The 20,776-nt window shown below is 52.8% G+C and carries 23 protein-coding genes, 2 tRNA genes, 1 rRNA gene and 1 pseudogene; 10 read left to right on the plus strand and 17 right to left on the minus strand.

The annotated features are described in order from the left end of the window. Positions 1-111: 111 nt before the first annotated feature. Both KNP77_RS15070 and KNP77_RS15075 read left to right on the plus strand, forming a co-directional pair. Positions 112-561: pseudogene (locus tag KNP77_RS15070) on the plus strand (RNA-guided endonuclease TnpB family protein); the annotation flags it as partial. A 170-nt stretch (positions 562-731) separates the two neighbouring features. After that, the gene (locus KNP77_RS15075) at positions 732-914 is read left to right on the plus strand and encodes a PspC domain-containing protein (RefSeq protein ID WP_035386443.1); all 183 of its coding nucleotides are present in this window, start codon (positions 732-734) and stop codon (positions 912-914) included. Positions 915-953: 39 nt separating this feature from the next. On the opposite strand, the gene KNP77_RS15080 is transcribed toward KNP77_RS15075, so the two are convergent. The 6 genes from KNP77_RS15080 to KNP77_RS15105 all read right to left on the minus strand — a co-directional run bounded on the left by KNP77_RS15080 (position 954) and on the right by KNP77_RS15105 (position 7,344). After that, on the minus strand, positions 954-2,300 hold the full coding sequence (locus tag KNP77_RS15080; protein WP_214891586.1) for an FAD-dependent oxidoreductase: 1,347 nt from the start codon (positions 2,298-2,300) through the stop codon (positions 954-956). 193 nt (positions 2,301-2,493) lie between these two features. Then, positions 2,494-2,787, minus strand: coding sequence for a YesK family protein (locus tag KNP77_RS15085; RefSeq protein WP_070328996.1), 294 nt, complete (start codon positions 2,785-2,787; stop codon positions 2,494-2,496). A 104-nt stretch (positions 2,788-2,891) separates the two neighbouring features. Continuing rightward, positions 2,892-5,537, minus strand: a complete 2,646-nt coding sequence (locus KNP77_RS15090) for a hypothetical protein (RefSeq protein ID WP_214891588.1) — start codon at positions 5,535-5,537, stop codon at positions 2,892-2,894. A 140-nt stretch (positions 5,538-5,677) separates the two neighbouring features. Continuing rightward, a complete protein-coding gene (tatC, locus tag KNP77_RS15095) occupies positions 5,678-6,466 on the minus strand; it encodes a twin-arginine translocase subunit TatC (protein WP_070328994.1) in 789 nt (262 codons plus the stop codon). A 3-nt stretch (positions 6,467-6,469) separates the two neighbouring features. After that, on the minus strand, positions 6,470-6,688 hold the full coding sequence (locus KNP77_RS15100) for a twin-arginine translocase TatA/TatE family subunit (RefSeq protein WP_016509907.1): 219 nt from the start codon (positions 6,686-6,688) through the stop codon (positions 6,470-6,472). Then, positions 6,688-7,344 carry a redox-sensing transcriptional repressor Rex gene (locus KNP77_RS15105; RefSeq protein ID WP_070328993.1) on the minus strand — a complete coding sequence of 219 codons (657 nt, stop codon included), beginning with the start codon at positions 7,342-7,344 and terminating at the stop codon, positions 6,688-6,690. The genes KNP77_RS15100 and KNP77_RS15105 overlap by 1 nt, the downstream gene beginning before the upstream one ends. Positions 7,345-7,493: 149 nt before the next feature. Between KNP77_RS15105 and KNP77_RS15110 the strand changes: the two genes are divergently transcribed. The 5 genes from KNP77_RS15110 to KNP77_RS15130 all read left to right on the plus strand — a co-directional run bounded on the left by KNP77_RS15110 (position 7,494) and on the right by KNP77_RS15130 (position 12,150). After that, positions 7,494-9,395, plus strand: coding sequence for an ABC-F family ATP-binding cassette domain-containing protein (locus KNP77_RS15110; RefSeq protein ID WP_214891590.1), 1,902 nt, complete (start codon positions 7,494-7,496; stop codon positions 9,393-9,395). Continuing rightward, a complete protein-coding gene (locus KNP77_RS15115; RefSeq protein WP_251139122.1) occupies positions 9,392-9,799 on the plus strand; it encodes a hypothetical protein in 408 nt (135 codons plus the stop codon). The genes KNP77_RS15110 and KNP77_RS15115 overlap by 4 nt, the downstream gene beginning before the upstream one ends. Positions 9,800-9,942: 143 nt before the next feature. Further along, positions 9,943-10,605, plus strand: a complete 663-nt coding sequence (locus KNP77_RS15120; RefSeq protein WP_214891592.1) for a type 1 glutamine amidotransferase domain-containing protein — start codon at positions 9,943-9,945, stop codon at positions 10,603-10,605. Between the two features lie 84 nt (positions 10,606-10,689). Continuing rightward, the gene (locus KNP77_RS15125; RefSeq protein ID WP_214891594.1) at positions 10,690-10,983 is read left to right on the plus strand and encodes a putative quinol monooxygenase; all 294 of its coding nucleotides are present in this window, start codon (positions 10,690-10,692) and stop codon (positions 10,981-10,983) included. A gap of 3 nt (positions 10,984-10,986) precedes the next feature. Further along, entirely contained in the window at positions 10,987-12,150 is a 1,164-nt protein-coding gene (locus KNP77_RS15130; RefSeq protein WP_214891596.1) for an iron-containing alcohol dehydrogenase, read from the plus strand. 26 nt (positions 12,151-12,176) lie between these two features. Here the strand turns inward: KNP77_RS15130 and KNP77_RS15135 are convergent, their stop codons facing one another. Further along, entirely contained in the window at positions 12,177-13,040 is an 864-nt protein-coding gene (locus KNP77_RS15135; RefSeq protein ID WP_214891598.1) for a LysR family transcriptional regulator, read from the minus strand. 114 nt (positions 13,041-13,154) lie between these two features. Between KNP77_RS15135 and KNP77_RS15140 the strand changes: the two genes are divergently transcribed. After that, positions 13,155-14,138: a zinc-binding dehydrogenase gene (locus tag KNP77_RS15140; RefSeq protein ID WP_214891600.1), complete on the plus strand. Its 984-nt coding sequence runs from the start codon at positions 13,155-13,157 to the stop codon at positions 14,136-14,138. Positions 14,139-14,184: 46 nt separating this feature from the next. On the opposite strand, the gene KNP77_RS15145 is transcribed toward KNP77_RS15140, so the two are convergent. The 7 genes from KNP77_RS15145 to KNP77_RS15175 form a co-directional block, all read right to left on the minus strand. Then, on the minus strand, positions 14,185-14,751 hold the full coding sequence (locus tag KNP77_RS15145) for a hypothetical protein (RefSeq protein ID WP_214891602.1): 567 nt from the start codon (positions 14,749-14,751) through the stop codon (positions 14,185-14,187). A 13-nt stretch (positions 14,752-14,764) separates the two neighbouring features. Continuing rightward, entirely contained in the window at positions 14,765-15,787 is a 1,023-nt protein-coding gene (gene tsaD, locus KNP77_RS15150; protein WP_214891604.1) for a tRNA (adenosine(37)-N6)-threonylcarbamoyltransferase complex transferase subunit TsaD, read from the minus strand. Continuing rightward, complete coding sequence (gene rimI / locus KNP77_RS15155) at positions 15,784-16,245, minus strand: ribosomal protein S18-alanine N-acetyltransferase (RefSeq protein ID WP_131470360.1); 462 nt, start codon at positions 16,243-16,245, stop codon at positions 15,784-15,786. The genes tsaD and rimI overlap by 4 nt, the downstream gene beginning before the upstream one ends. Further along, entirely contained in the window at positions 16,238-16,894 is a 657-nt protein-coding gene (tsaB, locus tag KNP77_RS15160) for a tRNA (adenosine(37)-N6)-threonylcarbamoyltransferase complex dimerization subunit type 1 TsaB (protein ID WP_131458176.1), read from the minus strand. The genes rimI and tsaB overlap by 8 nt, the downstream gene beginning before the upstream one ends. After that, positions 16,891-17,340 (minus strand): tRNA (adenosine(37)-N6)-threonylcarbamoyltransferase complex ATPase subunit type 1 TsaE, encoded by a 450-nt coding sequence (gene tsaE / locus KNP77_RS15165; RefSeq protein WP_214891606.1) that lies wholly within the window; start codon positions 17,338-17,340, stop codon positions 16,891-16,893. Before tsaE ends, tsaB begins: the two co-directional genes overlap by 4 nt. Before the next feature lie 105 nt (positions 17,341-17,445). Continuing rightward, a tRNA-Met gene (locus KNP77_RS15170) sits at positions 17,446-17,522 on the minus strand. Between the two features lie 25 nt (positions 17,523-17,547). After that, positions 17,548-17,624, minus strand: a tRNA-Met gene (locus KNP77_RS15175). A gap of 141 nt (positions 17,625-17,765) precedes the next feature. On the opposite strand from KNP77_RS15175, the gene KNP77_RS15180 reads away from it, so the two are divergent. After that, the gene (locus KNP77_RS15180) at positions 17,766-18,548 is read left to right on the plus strand and encodes a sporulation protein (RefSeq protein ID WP_016509933.1); all 783 of its coding nucleotides are present in this window, start codon (positions 17,766-17,768) and stop codon (positions 18,546-18,548) included. Here KNP77_RS15180 and KNP77_RS15185 read toward each other — a convergent pair. Then, positions 18,543-19,187: a uridine kinase family protein gene (locus KNP77_RS15185; RefSeq protein ID WP_214891608.1), complete on the minus strand. Its 645-nt coding sequence runs from the start codon at positions 19,185-19,187 to the stop codon at positions 18,543-18,545. The two genes, KNP77_RS15180 and KNP77_RS15185, sit on opposite strands and share 6 nt — an antisense overlap. A 51-nt stretch (positions 19,188-19,238) precedes the next feature. Between KNP77_RS15185 and KNP77_RS15190 the strand changes: the two genes are divergently transcribed. Next, positions 19,239-19,616, plus strand: coding sequence for an HIT family protein (locus KNP77_RS15190; protein ID WP_131508502.1), 378 nt, complete (start codon positions 19,239-19,241; stop codon positions 19,614-19,616). 9 nt (positions 19,617-19,625) lie between these two features. On the opposite strand, the gene KNP77_RS15195 is transcribed toward KNP77_RS15190, so the two are convergent. Next, positions 19,626-20,564, minus strand: a complete 939-nt coding sequence (locus KNP77_RS15195; protein ID WP_131466566.1) for a hypothetical protein — start codon at positions 20,562-20,564, stop codon at positions 19,626-19,628. A 119-nt stretch (positions 20,565-20,683) separates the two neighbouring features. After that, a 5S ribosomal RNA gene (rrf, locus tag KNP77_RS15200) occupies positions 20,684-20,776 on the minus strand; the annotation flags it as partial.

The raw sequence follows: 20,776 nt of genomic DNA on the forward strand, positions 1-20,776 counted from the left end.
TTCACCTCGTGAACAAGTATGCGAGAAGGAGACGAAATTGTACATTGTTATCCCAACGTTTTAGGACATCTTAAAACTATCATTTATAGCGAGGCCGAGGCGCGGCTGAGACGAGCGCAGCGCGCGCTCTCCCGCAAGAAGCCCGGCAGCCGGAACCGCGAGAAGGCCCGGCTCGTCCTCGCGAAGAAACACGAGCAGGTCAAGAACCGACGGCACGACTTCCTCCACAAGCTGTCTAGACGCATCGTCGACGAGAACCAAGTCGTCGTGGTCGAGACGCTGAAGCCGAGGGAGATGATGCAGGACCGCCGCCTGGCGAAGTCGATCGGGGACGCCGGGTGGGGCGAGTTCGTCCGCCAGCTCGCCTATAAATGCAGGTTCCACGGCCGGACGCTCGTTCAAGCCGATCCGTGGTTCGCCTCGACCCAGGTCTGTTCGGCCTGCGGCGAGAACGGCGGCAAGAAGGACCTGCATGTCCGCGAGTGGACATGCGCCGCATGCGGCGCGCACCACGACCGCGACGTTAACGCGAGCCTCAACCTGTTGGGTCTCGCCGACTGAAACACCCCAGGGCAGGGACTGCCCGACGAGCTTGGTCCACAACCGTGGCTGGTCAAAGCATGGTCTTCCCAAGAAGCTCCCACTTCAAGTTGCGAAGCAAATAAGTGGTGAGTAGTTCACTACACATATGGTAAAATTTACATATCAAATTCGAGATGGGAGTCTACTTTATGCAACGTGCTCTTCGAAAATCCGCGACCGACCGTTCTCTCGCCGGTGTCTGCGGCGGCATCGCCGAGTACTTCGGCATGTCCTCGCTCGGCGTCCGGTTACTCTTTCTTATCATGCCCGGAAACATCCTCGTCTACATCATCCTCGCCAACTCGATGCAGGACGCGCCACGTTACCTATAAAAAAAAGATTCGAAAGCGGCTGCTTTCGAATCTTTTGCGTTATGCGTTGACTTTGTCTTTCATCGCCGCGAGCGCTCCACTGTTGATGAAGTGCCACGGCTTGTTGTAGTGCGGCTGGAAGAAGAAGTCGACGTAGGCGAGCTCTTCGACCGTCATCTCGTTTTGGATCGCGAGCGACAACGTGTTGACCGCTTGCGTCATATCCGCTTTCGAGAGCACTTGTCCCCCGACGACACGATGTGTGCCGACTTCATAGACGAGTTTGAACTGGACCGGCTCCGACGTCGGCATGAACTCAGGACGGTACGCGTCCTCGATCACGACGCTCTCGACGTCGAGGCCGAACAATCCGGCCGCTTCTTCCGTGAGGCCTGACGAGGCGATGTTCCAGTCATAGAGACGGAGTCCCGACGTCCCTTGTGTCCCTTGGTAACGGACACGTGGTGTGACGAGGTTCTCGGCGACGAGCGTACCCATGCGGACGGCGTTCGTCGCGAGCGGGATGTAAGCATGTGTGCGCGCCGGGTTGTAGTAGACGGCACAGCTGTCACCGGCTGCGAAGACGTCCGGGTTGCTCGTGCGCATATATTCGTCGACGATGATGGCGCCGTTGCCGAGCATGTCGACTTGTCCTGCGAGCAGTCCCGTGTTCGGGCGGAAACCGACACATAGAATGACGAGGTCGGCTTCGAACTCACCTTTGTCGGTGACGACGTGCGTGACGTTTCCGTCTGTGCCGCGGAACGCTTCGACCGTTTGGCTGAGCTCAAGGTCGATACCGCGTGACGTCATGTCGGCTTCAAGTTGGTCCGTGAACGACTTGTCGAGGTACTTGTTCAAGATGCGGTCAGCACTGTCGATGAACGTGACGTGCTTGCCGTACACTTCGAACGCCTCGACGAGCTCGACGCCGATATAGCCGGCACCGATGACGGCGATATTTGTCGCACCCTTAGCCCGCTCGATGATGCGCTGAGCGTGACCATAGTTTTTGCAAAGTTCGATCCCAGTCATCTCGATGCCAGGTAGCGTCGGGACGATCGGCCAAGATCCTGTCGTCACGATCAAACGGTCGAACGTGTCATATACGTCTGCACCCGTCTCGAGGTTTTTGGCGTGGACCGTCTTCGCTTCCGCATCGATGTTCAACACGTCATGCTTCATGCGCATCGTCGCGCCGAGTTCTTCGAGCTCGGTCGGTGATGAGTAGAACAATTCTTCAGCGCGTTTGACGACGCCGCCGACGTGGAGGGCGATCCCACACGAGAGGAAGCTGACGTTGTCGTTCCGCTCATACACGGTGATGTCGAGATTGTCGTGCTTGGAGAGTAAGCCTTTGACTGCTGCTGTTCCTGCGTGTGTACATCCGATGACTGCGATTTTCATATGGTAGTCTCTCCTTTGAGTTGTAGGCAAGTTAGTGTTTGTGACAAATATCACATTCGCTTTCTGAACTTAGTGTACTATTTCACAAGAAGGTTTGACAATCCCTTTGCTCAGTTTTTCACGTAATTATGTCTAAAGTTTGAACGACGGTTATGACGACAAAAAAACCGCTCCGCGACCGGAACGGTTTTGATCATGAATTGGACGTGCGTCTCGCTTTCACCCAGTGATAGATGACGACACCGATATAGGTGACGAGCCCGATCACGTACAAACTGAAACCGATCAAACTCCAGCCCATCCCGTCCCAGCCCCGGACGAAGACGAGCCCGACCATGAACAGGACATAGCCCATCACCACGAGCGTCAACGGAAAGACGAGTCTCCGCCTGTATAGTAACTTCAAAAAAGATAGCACGACGAGTAAGAGCACCGTCGTCAACATCCCTGTGACGATGAGCGCGTCCCCGTAATATTCCCAAGCCATCGCTTCTCCCCCTGACTTGTGTTTGATTGGTTTCATCGTATCACTTTCTTGTCACATTCCCCATCTCAGAAAAAAGCCATCCGCTTCAGCGAATGGCTCCTCTATTACCGTACATAAATTGTTTTCGTCACACTCCGACCTTGCGGCGTCACGAGACGGAGCGTCAATTTCGTCCCTTTCTTTTGTGAGGCGAAACTGAGCGTCGTCGACGTAGCCGTCACCGTCTTCTTGGTGAGGACGGTCGAGCCACGTGTGAGCGTCAACGTGCCGTATGCGACGTTCGAAGTCGCCTTGAGTGTCTTCGACGCACTCGACGGAATCGTTGTCATGAGTGTAGGCGTCGGACCAACAGTCACTTTCGACGTCTGCACATGGCGGAACAGTCCTCCTTGACTCGTCAAGGACAGCGTCCCGTTAATCGGCTGACGGGTGAAGCGGAGCGTCACTCGCCCGGTACTGCTTGCCTTCGCCGTAGCAAGTACTTTCGAACCGTTCTTCAACGTGACGGTACTGTTCGGAATCACGTATCCGACCCAAAGCGACTTCTCATCGTTGATTGAGAGCGTCGACAGCGATGTCTTCGGCAAATTGACCGAGACGTCACGCGACTTCGATCCGACCGCCGCTCGGACACGAATCACATCTCCCGGTTTGGCCGGGACCGTGTATCGCGTCGTCGACAGACGTTTCGCCGTGACGAGCTTATCATTCACGTAAAATCGAACAGTCGCCGTACTCGTCTTCTTGATCGTGAGCGTCGCCTCTGTCTTCGTCATCAGCGTGTCCGTCACACTGAGCGTCGGTGTGAACGCTTGGACCTTTTTCGTTAGTTGGTACGTCGCATCGCCGCTCGAGCGTGTGACGAGAATGACCTCCCCTTCTTTCAGTGGGGTGTCGAACGTGTACGGCATCGCGCGTGTTGTCGCCACATGCGTACCATTTCGATAAATGCGATAGGCCTGATCGGTACTCGATGTGACATTGATGGATTTGTCATACATCAACGGTGTCCGAGTCCACGAAAACACAGGCGGTTCCACTCTTGTCTCAACGGTTGTGAGCCGGAACGCTGAAGCGGGTGCCTCTTTTAATTTGTAGTAGACTTTTGTTCCGATGTCTACAGGCATCGTATTGAACTCTTTAATCGAAACGAGCCCGTCCTCATCTGCCTGCTCATTCAAAACTTCGTAGTATTTCCCACTGCGAATCAACACATCCACCGAGGCGTTCGGCGTCGTTTTCAACGTGACACCTGAAGTGACCGTTTTCGTCAGAACCGAGATGCCGTTCGGTGACGTGTCCTCACTCTCCTTGACCGTCTGAAGTTCGATTGGTTCGGCGTACACGCCCGACTTACTACCGATTTTCACAGTCACGCGAGATCCCGGTGTGAACCAACGCGCAGGTTGCCACGTATAGCGCCCTGATTCATCCGATTGGACCGTCGTCGATTGATAGTTCAACAATGAATCCGATGAATTCGATTGATACAAGTTTTTCGTCACGCTGACAAACACCGGCGTGTTCGGTGCCGTCTTCCCACTGATCGGACCTAATACGCCCGACGGTGGATCGAGTGTGAGGGGTACGTAATTCGACGCCCATAAATCTAAGCGTCGGTCCAAATCATTCCACTCGAAAATCATGTCATAAGAACCATTCGTCTGCAGCGTCAGTTTGTCTTGCTCCCAGACGAATGGATCGTCTTGGTAGGCTAAACGGGCCTTCAACTCGGTACCCGAGACAGGTAAAACCGTCCCATCAACAAGTGTCACGGTTCCGTTCACTTCATAGGGACGACCTACTTCATAACGTGCCGTCGTTTTCGGCACGTTGACAAGCAGTTTCCATGGTGCTTTCCATAACGACTCCGGCGTATAACCTACCGTGCGGTTTTCAGAAAAGACATACCACGGTCCGTGCTGTCGGACGTCCGCGTCATCGATCGGCGCTTCTCGCCATTCATTCGTCGCCACGTTATAACTGACATAAAACGTCGTGTACATCTTTCGAATCGTGAAGTAGTAGACGCCGTCTTTCCAACTTAGATTCCTTACGTCTGGCGCATCTTTCTCAATCCATCGTTTCGTCGCTATATCGAATATATTGAGATGTTCCCAGTCACCGGATTTTGTGACGACCCACTGGTTCGCTCCCTTGATCAACGACGCTCCCCTCACCTGGCCCGTATATGAACCAAGCGTCTCGAGCACTTCACCCGTCACTGTCCGTTTCGTGATTTGGCCATCCACGAATGCGAGGACATTTCCGTCGTCGAGCAGTCCGTATGCTTCATACATACTCTCTTTAGTGATCGACCCGAGGATGTCCCCTGCCATCGACGTGGTGACATATTTTTTGTCGTCGGTCCATAAAACTGTTTCCGCCGACTGATTGATCGCAACGACTGCATCCAGACCGCTTCCCGGCTCAATCGGAAAGCTTGAACCTGAATCGGTATGGATATCCCATACCATCCATTGTTGCCACCCTTCCAAAATAAATCGACCGTCCCCGACTGCGTGAATGTTGTGCAAGACGGACACTCGAATCGGTAATGTATAGACTTCACCGGTCTTCACATGGACGAGCGTCTCAGGATCTCCTGAGCGCCACACATATTCACTATTTCCTACCACTTCTCCTGCCGGAATGACTTCAGGCTTGGCATAACCCTCTGCCCGAACGTCTAATCCGGGCGCTGCCACCATGACGAGCACAACGAGTATGCTCCATAACCATTTGTTCATCGTTCTCCTCATTTCTGTTTATGAATACATAACTTTCAAAAATAATCCATTTTTAATTCAACCTTCCTAATTTTAAGTTGTTTTTTCAAAATTTAATAGCCCTAAAATTAAAAAAAACACCACGTCTCATGACGTAGTGTTCACTTCTCATTCATTTGCTTCATCAAATCCATCTGTTCTTTCACCATCGCCTCTTTCTCACGTCGGAGCACACCGCGGTACGTCACGCGCGAGATCGATAAGCTGATCTCATATAGGAAGAAGAGCGGCAGCGACACCATGAGGTGCGACGTCAAATCCGGCGGCGTGATGAATGCCGCGATGACGAACAAGGCGAAGTAGGCGTACTTCCGAATTTTTGAGAGGAAGTACGGCGTCACGACACCGATGCGCGTCAAGAACATCGTCACGACCGGCAGTTGGAACAACAGTCCAAACGGGATCGTCAGCTGCAACAGGAACGTGAAATAGTTCGTCGCCCCGATGATCTGTGTCAGACCGAGGTCTTGCCCGAGGTCCGTCGAGATATCGAGGACGAGCGGGAACAACCAATAGTAGGCGAATGCGAGACCGATGAGGAACAAGATAAAGATGACCGGGATATAGGCGAGCGTCCATTTTCGTTCATTCGGATGCAGACCAGGTGCGACGAACGCCCACAGTTGATACAGTAGAAATGGACCCGATGCGACGAGCCCGATGACGAGCGCCAAGTTCAAGTAAATCATGAGCGGGTCCGCGACCCCAAAGGCGTTCAGCTCGAGCCCTCGTTCGACGAGGTCCGCCTGCAGATAGGCGAGCACGTATTTGACACTCGGCAAAGCGATCAGAAAGAAGGCAAAGACGACAAATGCCGACAGCATCAGTCGTCTCCGCAGCTCTGTCAAGTGATCGGACAGTGCCCGTTCTTGATCAGGTTGATGGCTCATGGCTTACTGCTCTTTCTTCTCAATTTCTTTCTTGTCGGTCTCATCGTGCTCTTTCATCATACCGTTCGTGGCATTTTTGAACTCACGGAGCGTCTGCCCCGCTGCCCGGCCGAACTCTGGCAATTTCTTCGGCCCGAAGAGGATGAGCGCGATGATGGCGATGACGAAAATACTGACGCCACCTGGGATACCGACGACGAGTGATGATTGTAGAAATTCCATTATTGATGGACCCCCTCAGCGGATGGATAGTGTTGCATAAAGTAAATGAGCGACTGGAGTTCGATCGACAAGTCGATATGATGGACGCGGACCGTGTCCGGTACAGTCAATCGCGCCGGCGTGAAGTTCAAGATCCCTCGAACGCCATAGCGGACCAAATCATCGGCGACCGGTTGCGCGTAGGCAGACGGGACCGTGAGGATGGCGACATCGATCTTGTTTTGCTTCATAATCTGTTCCATCTCATCGACGTGATGAATCGGGACACCTGACATCGTCGTGCCGACTTTTGTCTCGTCTGCGTCGAACCCGACGACGATATGTGTGTTATTGTTTTTAAGGAAGTTATAGTTGACGAACGCTGTCCCGAGATGACCGACCCCGACCAAGGCGACGTTCGTGATCTCGTCTTGATTCAGCGTCTTACGGAAAAATTCTAACAGATACTGTACGTTATAGCCATATCCCTTTTTACCGAGCGCACCGAAGTATGAGAAGTCACGGCGAATCGTTGCCGAATCGACCTTGACTGCCTCGCTCAGTTCAGCAGAAGAGACACGCTGTTTCCCTGACGAATGTAGGCTTTGGATAAACCGATAGTATAGTGGCAACCGTTTGGCTGTCGCTTGCGGAATCTTTGGTTCGTTTTGACTCAACGGAAAGAGCCTCCTTTTTACGACGCGTTTCAAACGAATCTGATTTCATACACCTTGATTGTAAACGAATTCACATAAGCACTCAATGAATATACCTGAAAAGGGGAAGAAATAAAGTATACTAAACAGAGAGAAAGGGGTTTTTTCACTTGATCCTACTGCAAGTCAACAACTTATCCAAATCGTTCGGCGTCGAGCCGATTTTAGAGAATGTCAAACTAGAAATCCAAGAAGGCGAACGCGTCGCCCTCGTCGGCCGCAACGGCGCCGGCAAGTCGACGCTGTTAAAAGTCATCGCCGGCGAGTACAACTATGACTCGGGCGACATCATGAAGCCAAAAGACGTGACGATCGGCTATCTCGCCCAAGACTCAGGATTAGAATCGAACGAGACGATGTGGAACGAGATGCTCACCGTCTTCACCGACTTGATCGAACAAGAGAAGACGCTCCGCCAGATGGAGCAAGACATGGGCTCGGAGCGGATCTTGAACGACCCGGCCGCCTACGAGCGTCTGCTTGCGGCGTATGACGAGGAGCAACACACGTTCAAAGACCGCGGCGGCTATCAGTATGAAGCGACGATCCGCTCGATCTTGCACGGGATGCGGTTTTATCCGGACGACTTCGAACGTCGGATCGATACGCTCTCAGGCGGACAGCGGACACGTCTTGCCTTAGCGAAGATGCTCCTGCAAAGCCCGGACCTGCTCATCTTGGATGAGCCGACGAACCATTTGGACATCGAGACGCTCAGCTGGCTCGAGAAATATTTGAGCGGCTATAAAGGTGCCGTCCTCATCGTCTCCCACGACCGTTACTTCCTCGACCGCGTCGTCTCGGTCGTCTACGAGCTGTCACGCAACCGCAGCCGCCGCTTCGTCGGGAACTATACGAAATTCCTCGAGCAGAAGGCCGCGCTTTACGAACAAGAGAAGAAGCAGTTCGAGTCGCAACAAGAAGAAATCGCCAAGATGCAAGACTTCATCCAACGGAACATCGCCCGGGCGACGACGACGAAACGCGCCCAAAGCGTCCGCAAGCGGCTCGAGAAGATCGACCGCATGGACGTGCCTGACGGTGACGAACGAAGCGCGGTGTTGTCGTTCTCGATCAAACGTCAAAGCGGGAACGATGTGTTGAGCGGCAGCGACCTCGCCATCGGCTACGAAGAACCGATCGCACAGAACTTGCGTTTCCAACTGCAACGCGGCGAGTCGGTCGCCCTCGTCGGCCCGAACGGGGTCGGCAAATCGACGCTCCTCAAAGTGTTGACGAAACAACAACCGGCACTGACCGGTGACATCCGCTACGGTACCGGCGTCGAGATCGGCTACTACGACCAGGAACAACAGAACTTGTCGGACGCGAACCGCGTCATCGATGAGATTTGGAACGACTGGCCGCTCATGCGCGAGCAAGAAGTCCGCAGTCTGCTCGGCCAGTTCTTGTTCAGCGGGGACGACGTTATGAAACGCGTCCAAGAACTATCCGGCGGCGAACGAGCCCGGCTGACGCTCGCCAAGCTCAAGCTCGAGCAACCGAACTTGCTCGTCTTGGATGAGCCGACGAACCACTTGGACCTCGACTCGAAGATGATCCTCGAGAACGCGCTCGTCGACTACCCCGGGACGATCCTGTTCGTCTCCCACGACCGTTACTTCATCGACCGGCTCGCCACGCGTGTCTTAGAGATCACGCCGAACGGCATCGATGAGTACCTCGGCGACTACTCGTATTACGTCGAGAAGAAAGAAGAACTCGAGGACCTTGCCCGGCTCGCCCGCGAGGAGACGAAACAAGTCGTCGTCAAGAAGCAGCGCGCCGACAAGGAACAGCAGCGCGAAGAACGCCGGTTGAAACAGCGGGTCGAAGAGATCGAGCTGACAATCGAGCGCCACGAAGCTCGGCTTGAAGAAATAGAGCAGCTGTTATGCGAACCGGACGTGTTCAACGACTTCGCCCGCGCCCAAGAGCTGTCGACCGAGTCCGACGCGACGAAAGAGTCGATCACGGAACTGTTCACAGAATGGGAGGAACTCCATTCATGATGCGTTCCCGTGCCATGCGGATCGATTGGATGCATGCGTTCCTGACCGGGTTCGTCTACATCGTGCCGAGTGGGACCGAGTATATCTCGGAACTCATCCGCGGCGAGGCGACGAACGTCCCGATCATTTTATTTTACTTCCTGCCGATTGTCGTCGGGTTTATCATCCAAACATGGTCCGGTATCATCATCAGCCTGCTCAGCGGTCTCCTCATGAGCACCCTCTTCATCCGGCTCGTCATTTGGCCAGTTGATGTCACGGTGCATAGCTTTTATGCGCCCGGCTCGGTCTGGGGCCACTTTTATCAAGAGACGCTGTTTATGTGGGTGCTCGCCTTCTTCGTCTATGTAGTCAGCCGGATCAACACGTGGCATCGCGAGACGCATCGTATCCCTAACCGTTAACATCACCTAATTCATTAGGTGATGTTTTTTGCTATAAATTTATTTATCGATCGCTCATTTTTTATTAATTTGTTTTTCGTTCTGATGCACGTTATTCTAATCACGTGCAAAACAACAAGTTGATTTTAAAGGAGGAACTCTCAATGAGTAAACACGTATTAATGGTCGTAACGAACGCGAATGAAATGAAGGAAGGTCATGCGACCGGTCTTTGGTTATCTGAATTCGGGGAAGCGTATGTCGAATTTAAAGAAGCTGGGTATACAGTCACAGTCGCGAGCCCGAACGGTGGCGAAGCACCAATTGATGCCCGTAGCTTAGAAGGCGAGGTACCGGAAGCAATCCAAGCGACGGCACCGCTTCTCAAAGACACGATCGACTTGAAAACAATCACAGACCTCAGCTCGTTCGATGCCATCTTCTTGCCAGGTGGACATGGGACGATGTTCGATCTTCCACATAGCGATGCTTTGAACCATGCGCTCCGCACGTTGTTTGAAGCGAACAAAACGGTCGCAGCGGTTTGCCACGGTCCAGCCGGTCTCGTCAGCGCGACATTGTCAGACGGTACACCGCTCGTCAACGGGAAAACGATCGCGACGTTCACGGACGAAGAAGAACGTGCGACTGGACTCGATGTCTACATGCCGTTCATGCTCGAAACACGTCTTCGTGAGCTCGGTGCCAACATCGTACTCGCTGACAACTTCACAGAGAACGTTCAAGTCGACGGTAACCTCGTCACTGGACAAAACCCACAGTCGACGGTCGCCGTGGCGAAAGCCGTCATTGACACATTAAACTAATCGATTCTTTCTCGTTGCCAATCGATGAAAGATGATGACCCGCCTGTTCGAACAGGCGGGTTTTATGCCTGAGGAGGAATCAAGATGATCACCATTTTAGCTCAGATTCAAGCAAAACCTGGTCTCGGTTCAGCACTTGAGACACATTTACGTCAAGTCGTCGCCCCATCGCGCACCGAGGCAGGTTGCGTCTTGTATACGTTACATCGTGTCGAAGGAAACGCTGATGCATTCGTCTTTTATGAAAAGTGGACAGACAAGACGGCACTCGATTCCCATATTGCATCACCCCACTATCAAACATATCGTGAACAAGCAGCATCACTTCTTGCCAGTCGCGATGTTCAATACTTAGAAGAAATCAAGGAGGTTGAATGACCAATGGAACGTTTTCAATATCACAATCCGACCAAACTATTATTCGGGAAAGGACAACTCGAGTCCCTCCGTACCGAAATTCCACAATACGGGGACCGCGTGCTTCTCTTATATGGTGGAGGCAGTATTAAGGCAAACGGCCTTTATGATGAAGTGACCGCGCTCTTGTCAGATATGGGAGCGAAAGTCGTCGAACTTTCGGGTGTCGAACCAAATCCGCGTCTGACGACGGTTCAAAAAGGAATCCGTTTAGTCCATGAACATGAAGTCGATTTAATTCTAGCTGTCGGCGGAGGCAGCGTCATCGACTGTGCGAAAGGAATCGCAGCCGGGGCAAAATATGACGGGAATCCGTGGGACATCGTGACACGACAAGTTCCAGTCAAAGATGCATTACCAATCGGGACGGTACTGACACTTGCGGCAACTGGATCGGAAATGAACGGTGGTGCGGTCATCACGAACTGGGAGGCCCAGGATAAACGCTCTTTCGGTTCGCCACTCACTTATCCGAAATTCAGCGTGCTCGACCCGACATACACGTTAAGTGTTCCCGCGAACCAAACCGTCTATGGAATCGTCGACATCATGTCCCACGTCTTTGAACAATACTTCCACGCTTCGGAGAACGCACTGCTCCAAGAGCGGTTCGGTGAGTCGATTTTACGGACAATGATGGAGATTGCTCCTCGTCTGGTTCAAGACCTGAATGACTTTGACGCACGTGAAACGATGTTGTTGAACGGTACATTCGCCTTGAACGGTACGTTATCGATGGGGGTGAAGACGGACTGGGCCACACATATGATTGAACATGCGGTTTCTGCTGTCTACGACATCCCACACGGTGGTGGACTCGCCATTCTCTTCCCTGAATGGCTTCGCTACGTCAGTAAGACACGCCCCGAACGCATCATTCAACTCGGCGAACGGGTCTTTGGAATTAAAGTGAACAGCAAGTCGGATGACATGCTCGTCGAAGAGACCGTTCAGGCGCTACAAGACTTCTGGACATCCATTGGTGCCCCGTCACGCCTAAGCGATTATGGGATTGACGAGACGAATCTCGAATTGATGGTAAAACGGGCAATGGTGGCTGAACAGATTGGTCAGTACGTTCCGCTTCATCAGCAAGATGTAGCTGCTATCTTAAAAAACGCATTATAAAAAGTAGGGCCCACAAGGGTCCTACTTTATGTTTCATCCTTTAGTGCTTTTATGACTTGATTGATGATTGGGTCATGTTTTGACTCGGTCCGATGCGCCAAATAGATGACGTTCGTCGCAAAACGGTCCGGGGCGACGACTTGTATCGTCCCACGTTCGAGCGCGTGCCGAATCAGATAGTTCGGTAAGACGCTGATGCCGCTTTTTGTCTCAACTGCCGTCAAGATCGCGTCGACGTTAGGTAGCACCATCTCAGGACGAATGTCTGGACGCTCACCGAATTGGGTTTGGTAATAGCGACGAATAATTGGCAGTTCCAGCCCGTAGCTAATCCATGGCTGTCGATCCATCCATTCTTTCAGCTCGTCTGTCGGCACCGTCCAATCACTCGGTGCGACAAGCAAAAATGTCTCATCCGCAATCGGGACGTATTGGATTCCGGGTTCATCCATCCGTTTTGTGGCGATGACGAAATCGAGCTCGCCATCGGCGAGCCGCTTGATGAGTTGGTCGACCATCCCAAAATCGGCGATATATTGTGCTACGTCGAGCGGCAACATGGGGATAACCTCATGTGTAACAAATTCGGTCGGTCCTCCGAACTTTAAGACCGGCCGTGTCGATTCGCCTGAGACGTAGCGCATTTCGAGCGATAGCTCCTCGAGCCGGTCGATGAGTCCAACGACTTGCGTGTACAACTCTTTGCCTGCGTCTGTCGGAATCATCTGTCTTGGGGCACGTGTGAATAGCGACGTTTGAAGTTCTGCTTCGAGTGCCGCGATATGCTGACTCACCGCAGGCTGTGTCAAAAAACGGACACGTGCGGCTGCGGACACAGAGCGCTGTTGGTAAACATGGATAAAACTGCGATACCATTCAAAATCAATCATCTGTTAGACTCCCTTTGTAGTAGTACTCCTAGTATAAAAGACAAATATTCATAAGACAAATAACGTTTCGTGCGTTAATTAATAAATATATTTATCGAAGGAGAAGATTTTATCATGAAAGCCCTACTCTTACACGAACCAAACACATGGCGATCGATGCGACTTGAAGACGTCAACATTCCGACGTTACGTGCTAGTGAAGTCTTGATTGAAGGAGAATATGCCGGGCTGAATCCCGTCGATTATAAGACGGCGACGAATGGCAATCCGAACTGGTCTTATCCGCACATCCTCGGCCTTGACGTCGCCGGTACCATCAAAGCCGTCGCGGACGACGTGACGGACGTACGCATCGGTGATCGTGTCCTTTATCATGGCAACTGGAATGAATGGGGTGGATACGCTGAGTATACGCGCGCCAAAGCGCACATGGTCGTGCCCATTCCAGACGGCGTCTCGACAAAAGAAGCGGCCGCACTTCCAACCGCCGGATTCACCGCATATCAGGCCATCTTTGAGAAATTACCAATGAATGCGATTGATACAGTATTGATCCATGCTGGTGCGGGTGGCGTAGGCGGATTTGCCATCCAACTTGCCAAATCGCTTGGCAAACGTGTCATCACGACCGCTTCTGCCCGAAACCATAAGTGGGTCAAACAACTCGGTGCTGATGAGGCGATCGACTACAACACAGAAGATTGGCAACAACGTGTCATGGAATTGACTGATGGGCACGGCGTCAATGCCGTCATTGACCCGGTCGGCCGTGAGACCGCTATCGCTTCATTACACGTCATCGCTTATAATGGACATCTCGTCCATATTGCTGGTGCACCAGAGCCTGGCATCATCAAGCCTTTTACTCGGGTCATCTCGTATCATGAGGTCGCACTGAATGCCATCCATCATCAACAAGACCGCATTAGCGAAGCAAATATCGTCCGCATCGGTTCACACATGTTGCATCTTTTAGAAGCAAAAGAGATTTCTTCGATGATTCAAGAGACAATCGCGTTTGCTGACGTTCCAAAAAAATTAGTCGAACTTTCCGAGCGCCACGTCGTCGGAAAAATTATTGCCGATTTGAAGGCATAATGTATACCAAAATAAACCGTCCGACGCTTAGCGCCGGACGGTTTATTTAGAAGTAACGTAGCGGTTGGAACCCGCGCGTGTGGAAGTCGAGCTTGATGCCGTCTTCCGTGATAAAGAACACGTACTCGTTCGTATCGACGTCGCGGACGAACACTTTATAAAACGTCAGCGTCTCTTCGCGGTTCGTCACATAACGGGCCTCATGGGCCGAGATGACTTGCGCGAACAGTTGTTGTTCGTCGAACTCTTTGACGAGCGCATCGAACTTGGCCGCTTCTTCCTCTGTCGCCTCACGGCCCGGGAAGAGCTCGTAATAGGCGTCGCTCGCTTTCGGCTGCACGCCGAGGTTACGGTCGACGACGATGACGCTCTTGATGTCTTGGTCTTCTAGATTCTTATAACCATACAGCGTCTCGATGAGTGTGTTCTCACCGGTCACACGGGTGATGCCTTCGAGCATATCAGCGCCCGTCAGCGAACGGACCCGCGTCTCTTCTGGGACGATTTCTTCTACATAAGCGATATTATAAGCGCGGATGATCTCACGTACTTGCAAAAACGTCGCAACGACGAGCAATACGATGAGCCCTCCAATGATGATACGTTTCGTCATCTCTCTGTTCCCCCTAGACTGTCATGCTCTCTTCTAAGGATAACCCAGGAACCGCATTCATCGCCAGTGTATCGCGCTTGCCGCGCACATACGCGTGATGCGCCGCCACACCGATCATACCGGCGTTGTCCCCGCACAGATTGAGCGGCGGGATGACGAGACGGATGCCTTCCCGTTCCGTCGCTTCCTTGAGGGCGGCCCGGAGCCCACGGTTCGCCGCGACCCCACCGGCGACGAGCAGTTGCTTCGCGCCTTTTTCTTTCACGGCCCGGATCGCTTTCTCCACTAGCACCTCGACGACGCTCGCTTGGAAGCTCGCCGCCAAGTTTTCTGGTACGACCGTCTCACCGCGTTGTTCGGCGTTATGGACGGCGTTGATGACGGACGACTTGAGCCCGCTGAAGCTGAAGTCAAAACTGCCGGCCTCGAGCCGGACACGCGGGAATTTATACGTATCTTCCCCGCTAGCTGCCAACCGATCGATGGCCGGGCCACCTGGATATGGGAGACTGAGCGTGCGGGCGACTTTGTCATACGCCTCACCAGCCGCATCGTCACGTGTCTCACCGATCACTTCGAACACACCGTGCTCCGGCATATAGACGAGCTCGGTGTGGCCACCTGAGACGACGAGACAGACGAGCGGGAACTGCATCTCTTCGACGAGTTCATTCGCATAGATGTGTCCGGCGATGTGATGGACACCGATGAGCGGTTTACTGTGGGCGAACGCGAGCGCTTTGGCCGCGCTGATCCCGACGAGAAGGGCACCGACGAGTCCTGGTCCTTGCGTGACCGCGACCGCGTCGACGTCATCCATCGTCACACCGGCTTCGCTAAGCGCGTCATCGATGACGTACGTGATCCGCTCGACGTGGTGACGCGAGGCGACCTCGGGTACGACACCGCCGAACCGTTTATGACTTTCAATCTGCGACGAGACGACGTTCGATAAGAGCGTCTTGCCGTCACGAATGAGGGCGACCGACGTCTCATCACAGCTCGACTCGATCGCGAGAATGAGCGATGTGTTCATAGTGATTCACTTCCTAACTTCGCCCAGTAAATATAGGCGTCTTCATTATTGTCTTGATAGTATCGTTTCCGGCGACCAGCGTTCTCGAAGCCGAACTGTTCATATAATTTTTGGGCGCCGATGTTTGACACGCGCACCTCGAGCGTGAGCGCTTCGAGTGACTTCGAACGAGCGAACTCGACGAGCTGCGTGAGGAGCATATTGCCAACACCTTGGCCCCGGTATTCTGGCAAGACGGCGATGTTCGTGATGTGCCCTTCGTCGACGATTTGCCAGACGCCGATGAACCCGATGATGCGGCGCTCATGGACGGCGACGAAATAAATCGCCTGCTCGTTCTTGAGCATCTCGTTCATGAACGCTTCTTTCGTCCACGGGGTCGCGAATGATGCCTCTTCAACTTTCGTGACTTCTTCGACATCGAGCCAGTTCATCCGACGGATTTTGATGTCAGCCATTGTTTTGTCCCTCGAGCCATTTTGCCTCGGCCTCAGCGAGACGAAGGTATTCCGGTTCGAACGCGTGCACGTCCGCCGTCGCTTCACCTAAAGCGACGAGATCTCCGGCCCGGCCATAACTGTGGGCGGCCGGCGCTTCTGTATAGTCATATGCTGCAAGCACGTCACGGAACGGCTCGACGTCACCGACGACGACGAACGGTCCCGTCATGTTCGCTTGTAGCCAATCAGCGACCGAGGCATGACGGTCCGGCGTGACTTGTGCGTTTTGTTGATAGTGCCCGATATAGGCGTTGCCGCGACGCGCGTCAATGAGTGACACGACCGGAAGTTCGGTGTTCGGGGCCGCCGCCATGAGGCGGAGCGCCGATACGCCGACGAGCGGGAGTTTCAATGTATAAGCGAGTGTCTTTGCCGTCGTCACGCCGATGCGGATGCCGGTGTAAGACCCAGGTCCCGTCGTGACGATGATGCGTTCGAGCTCGGTCGGTGTCCATTTGACGGCCGCCATGAGCTGTTCGATCATCGGCATGAGCGTGACGGCGTGGTTTTTCGAGACCATGACCGTCGCTTCTGCCTGGATGCTTCCGTTCTCACTGAGGGCGACGGACAGACGTGTCGTCGCCGTGTCGATCATCAGTTGCTTCATGCGAGCACCTCCTTGACGAGCGTGTCATACGCTTCACCAGTCGGTATGAACGTGATTGAACGTTCCTCGTCGCCTGTCCGTTCGATCGTGATCGCGAGGCGCTCGGTCGGTAGCGACGACTCGATCAAGTTCGACCATTCGACGATGGCGACGCCGTCACCATTAATGTATTCTTCGAGACCGATATCGTCCCCGGTGTCCTCGAGACGATAGACGTCCATATGGTAGAGCGGCAAGCGCCCTTGGTATTGTTTCATGATGGTGAACGTCGGGCTGTTGACATTACGCGTCACGCCGAGTCCATTGGCGAACCCTTGGGTGAACGTCGTCTTGCCGGCACCGAGGTCCCCGTTAAGCGTTATGACCGTTCCCGCTTTGACGAGCGCGGCGAGCTTTTCCGCTACGGCCTGCGTCTCTGGCGCGGAATGGGTAATCAATGTATACATGATGTTTCTCCTTTAGTCGATTCTAGCGATACGTACTCATTGTACACTCAATTTTAGGCAAAAAAAAACACGAAACGTCATCGTTTCGCTATCTCATTTAAAAATTGGTTGCGGGGGCTGGATTTGAACCAACGACCTTTGGGTTATGAGCCCAACGAGCTACCAGACTGCTCCACCCCGCGACGACATATGAAATTAAATAAAAATTGGTTGCGGGGGCTGGATTTGAACCAACGACCTTTGGGTTATGAGCCCAACGAGCTACCAGACTGCTCCACCCCGCGACGATTTGAATTGTTTCGACATCCTCTATAATAAGCGAGACGGTTATAAAATGCAACCTTTTTCTTAATGTTTTTTGGAAATTAGAATCGGGAACACTTAAAGGAGTGTAACTTTATTAACAGAAAAGGAGCGCGACCGACATGTCGAAATGGGGCAACCGCTTTAAAAAATGGTTCTTTTCCGAGTTAGATGCGTCCGTTTATTTCCATACGATCCCGTTCGTGCCGAAGCAAACCGTTCACGGGACGCTTCGCGTCTTGAACCCGACGTCAAAAGTGATCCGTCTGCATGAACTGACGCTCAACTTCCTGACGACGTTCAAAGACATCACGCTTGAAGGTAACGAATTCAACCGCGAGGCCGACATTCAGGAAGTCCCGATTCGCCTCACGGCTGTGCTTGAGCCCGGGGCAGAAGAACACATCCCGTTCACGTTCGACTTGACGATGTATGCCCCATCGACATCGGGCGCCCCTTATAGTGTCGAAGCGACTGTTTGGGACACCGATGGTAAACGCGTATGGTTCGATGTCGTCGAAAACATCGAGATCGAACCACTCCCTGAGTTGAAACGATTGCTCGAGGCGACCGAGCATGCCGGACTCGAGCTCATGTTCGTCCGCAACGTCATCGACCCGCTCGGTGAAGAACGACCTTATCCGTTCGTCGAGAAGTATGGGTTCAAGCCCGTCGGCGACTGGGCCGATGAGTTCGAGGTCGTGAAATCATTCTGGCGCATGGATGAAAATGGGGTCGACGTCTATTACTGGCTCGACAATATCGAACGACAGCGCACGCTCGACTCGATGGCGACCGACGTCGAACTCCGGCACCGATCCCTCACCTGGGAACAACTCGAGCACGAACAAGACCGACTCGGACTCGGGATCCAAGATACGCTACGCAGCCACCGCTCTTCATGAGCGGTTTTTGTATGGACTTTTCTCAATCGTCAACCTGTCACCCTGAATCGAGACGATCGTTTGAAAGTTGTCGCGATACGGATGCATGAACAACTCGTATTGCAGACGCCGTTCTTCATGCGATGCTTTCAAGTATTCCATCTCCATCCCTCGCTCCGTTATGTCACGAGCAGCGCGTCGGGCGAACTCCGTATCCCCATCTGTATATAGATAGACCGATAAATCCATATACCTTGGATCGAGAAAGGCGACGCTCATCCCCTCGACGATGGTGACCTGCTTCTCGGGATCGATCCACATCCGTTCGAGATACGGGACATCCATCGTATAAAACCCGACCCCTTCCCGTACCATCCGGACGTCCCGCTCGAGCGACAACAAGTGATGCGCCGCCGGATGACAGGCCGTCATCTTATAGTGATGCACCTTCTCATCGACCGTATAGTCGATCATCGCACTCTTCCGAAGCGTCGAGTCCGTGATATACGGGTCGGTGTTAATGTAGTTGACCTCCCCGAGACGTGTTTGTAACTGTTTGGCGAACGTCGTCTTCCCGGCACCCCCGTGACCCGAAATCCCGATGAGCGTCCGTTCGTTCAGATCAATTTGATCGATGATTTGATTAATGAATCGCTCCATAGTAAATCCCCCTTTGATACACTATACACAGAAAGGAAGTGTACCAATCCAATGTCGAACTGTCCATTTTGTCATCCACATCTCGATCCGTCCCAACGCATCATCGCTGAGAACGACACGTGCTACTTTCTGATGCATGACCGCGAACAAGACGTCCTCGTCGGTTCCGGTATCATCGTCCCGAAACAGCACCGGGCGACAACGTTTGAGTTAACACCGACGGAATGGAGCGATACATACACCTTGCTTCATGACGCCAAGTCTTTCCTAGAGGAGACGTACGGTCCTGACGGCTATACGCTCGGCTGGAACGTCGGTACAGCGTCCAATCAGACAGTTCCCCATGCCCACTTGCACATCATCCCGCGCTACGCAGACGGACCACATGCCGGCAAAGGGTTACGACACTGGCTGAAGCGACCGGAATGATCAAACAGCTCATCGTGTGACGATGAGCTGTTTCCATTTTTCTTCCGTATCTTCGAGTTGTCGTTCCAGCCGCTCGACATCTCGCGTCATTTTTTCAATTAGTTTGGCAATCTCGCGATCGAGCCCGTTCACTTTGTCGAGCGAATCATTGATTCGTCCATGCATCGTCCATTCGGAAAAAATATCATCGAGGAAGTAATCCGCGAACTGGACGAGCGAACCACGCTCGATGTGTAAGCCGCTGACAATCCCTTTCACATCAGCCAATTCACGCGAGAAACGCTCAAGTGCGGATTGGAGTTCATGCATCTTCCGTTCAGAAGCATCAATCGCGTCATGTTTCATCGCTGTCGCAATCAATCCACCTCCGAAGAACGTGTCATATGTCGACCAACTCTTCGCACTGTCGAGGTGTTTGAGCGTCTTTGAGATGGCAGCTCGTGCTGCGTTACCTGCTGCGATCGCTTCTTTATACTCGACGACCACTTCTTTCGTTTCCGCCTGTTGATTCGTGAGACGGTACAACTCTTCTCTTACCTTAGGATCCTGCTTCAGGTGACCTTCTTTCTCTTTCATAAACGCTGCCCATTTCGCATCGATCCCGTTATATGCCTCAAAGGTTTCATACAAATCTCGACGCTCAAGCACTAACTCATCAATCATCGCCTCGTGTTCTCGCAGCTTGAATTCTGCCCGGGCCGCTTCTTCTAATTCAATCGTGCGCTGCTCGCTAAACGTTCCACGCAGCTTACGCCATGCATTGACGAGCGAAAATGTCTCTAAGTCATAGACATCACGCTGTTCTTTCGTGAACGTATTAAGCAACTGTTTTCGAACAGTCTCATGTTCAGTAATTTGTTTGTCGAGAGTTTTCAGTTTACGAGCTAATCGGTCTCGTTCAGCAAGGCTTTGTTGAAGTGTCAACTGGTGTTCATATAATTCATTCATTGCGGTATACTCCCTTTCTTCTGTAACCCTTGTCTCGTTGTACGATAAAATACGACAAAAAGTTTCAAATGAACGACAAAAAAGGACGACCAAGCATGTGCTTGATCGTCCTTCATATTGCCCGGCAACGTCCTATCCTCACAGGGGGAGACCCCCAACTACTTTCGGCGCTGAAGCGCTTAACTTCCGTGTTCGGCATGGGAACGGGTGTG

The sequence above is a fragment of the Exiguobacterium sp. s142 genome, from assembly GCF_018618455.1.
GTDB lineage: Bacteria > Bacillota > Bacilli > Exiguobacteriales > Exiguobacteriaceae > Exiguobacterium > Exiguobacterium aurantiacum_A.

Coding starts and splice junctions, on each gene's coding strand:
- KNP77_RS15075 (WP_035386443.1), top strand. CDS start 732: ATGCAACGTGCTCTTCGAAAATCCGCGACCGACCGTTCTCTCGCCGGT.
- KNP77_RS15185 (WP_214891608.1), bottom strand. CDS start 19,187: ATGGAGCGATTCATTAATCAAATCATCGATCAAATTGATCTGAACGAA.
- KNP77_RS15195 (WP_131466566.1), bottom strand. CDS start 20,564: ATGAATGAATTATATGAACACCAGTTGACACTTCAACAAAGCCTTGCT.
- KNP77_RS15190 (WP_131508502.1), top strand. CDS start 19,239: ATGTCGAACTGTCCATTTTGTCATCCACATCTCGATCCGTCCCAACGC.
- KNP77_RS15100 (WP_016509907.1), bottom strand. CDS start 6,688: ATGGAATTTCTACAATCATCACTCGTCGTCGGTATCCCAGGTGGCGTC.
- KNP77_RS15090 (WP_214891588.1), bottom strand. CDS start 5,537: ATGAACAAATGGTTATGGAGCATACTCGTTGTGCTCGTCATGGTGGCA.
- KNP77_RS15080 (WP_214891586.1), bottom strand. CDS start 2,300: ATGAAAATCGCAGTCATCGGATGTACACACGCAGGAACAGCAGCAGTC.
- KNP77_RS15120 (WP_214891592.1), top strand. CDS start 9,943: ATGAGTAAACACGTATTAATGGTCGTAACGAACGCGAATGAAATGAAG.
- KNP77_RS15145 (WP_214891602.1), bottom strand. CDS start 14,751: ATGACGAAACGTATCATCATTGGAGGGCTCATCGTATTGCTCGTCGTT.
- tsaE (WP_214891606.1), bottom strand. CDS start 17,340: ATGTATACATTGATTACCCATTCCGCGCCAGAGACGCAGGCCGTAGCG.
- KNP77_RS15085 (WP_070328996.1), bottom strand. CDS start 2,787: ATGGCTTGGGAATATTACGGGGACGCGCTCATCGTCACAGGGATGTTG.
- KNP77_RS15140 (WP_214891600.1), top strand. CDS start 13,155: ATGAAAGCCCTACTCTTACACGAACCAAACACATGGCGATCGATGCGA.
- KNP77_RS15180 (WP_016509933.1), top strand. CDS start 17,766: ATGTCGAAATGGGGCAACCGCTTTAAAAAATGGTTCTTTTCCGAGTTA.
- KNP77_RS15135 (WP_214891598.1), bottom strand. CDS start 13,040: ATGATTGATTTTGAATGGTATCGCAGTTTTATCCATGTTTACCAACAG.
- rimI (WP_131470360.1), bottom strand. CDS start 16,245: ATGGCTGACATCAAAATCCGTCGGATGAACTGGCTCGATGTCGAAGAA.
- tsaB (WP_131458176.1), bottom strand. CDS start 16,894: ATGAAGCAACTGATGATCGACACGGCGACGACACGTCTGTCCGTCGCC.
- KNP77_RS15115 (WP_251139122.1), top strand. CDS start 9,392: ATGATGCGTTCCCGTGCCATGCGGATCGATTGGATGCATGCGTTCCTG.
- tsaD (WP_214891604.1), bottom strand. CDS start 15,787: ATGAACACATCGCTCATTCTCGCGATCGAGTCGAGCTGTGATGAGACG.
- tatC (WP_070328994.1), bottom strand. CDS start 6,466: ATGAGCCATCAACCTGATCAAGAACGGGCACTGTCCGATCACTTGACA.
- KNP77_RS15125 (WP_214891594.1), top strand. CDS start 10,690: ATGATCACCATTTTAGCTCAGATTCAAGCAAAACCTGGTCTCGGTTCA.
- KNP77_RS15130 (WP_214891596.1), top strand. CDS start 10,987: ATGGAACGTTTTCAATATCACAATCCGACCAAACTATTATTCGGGAAA.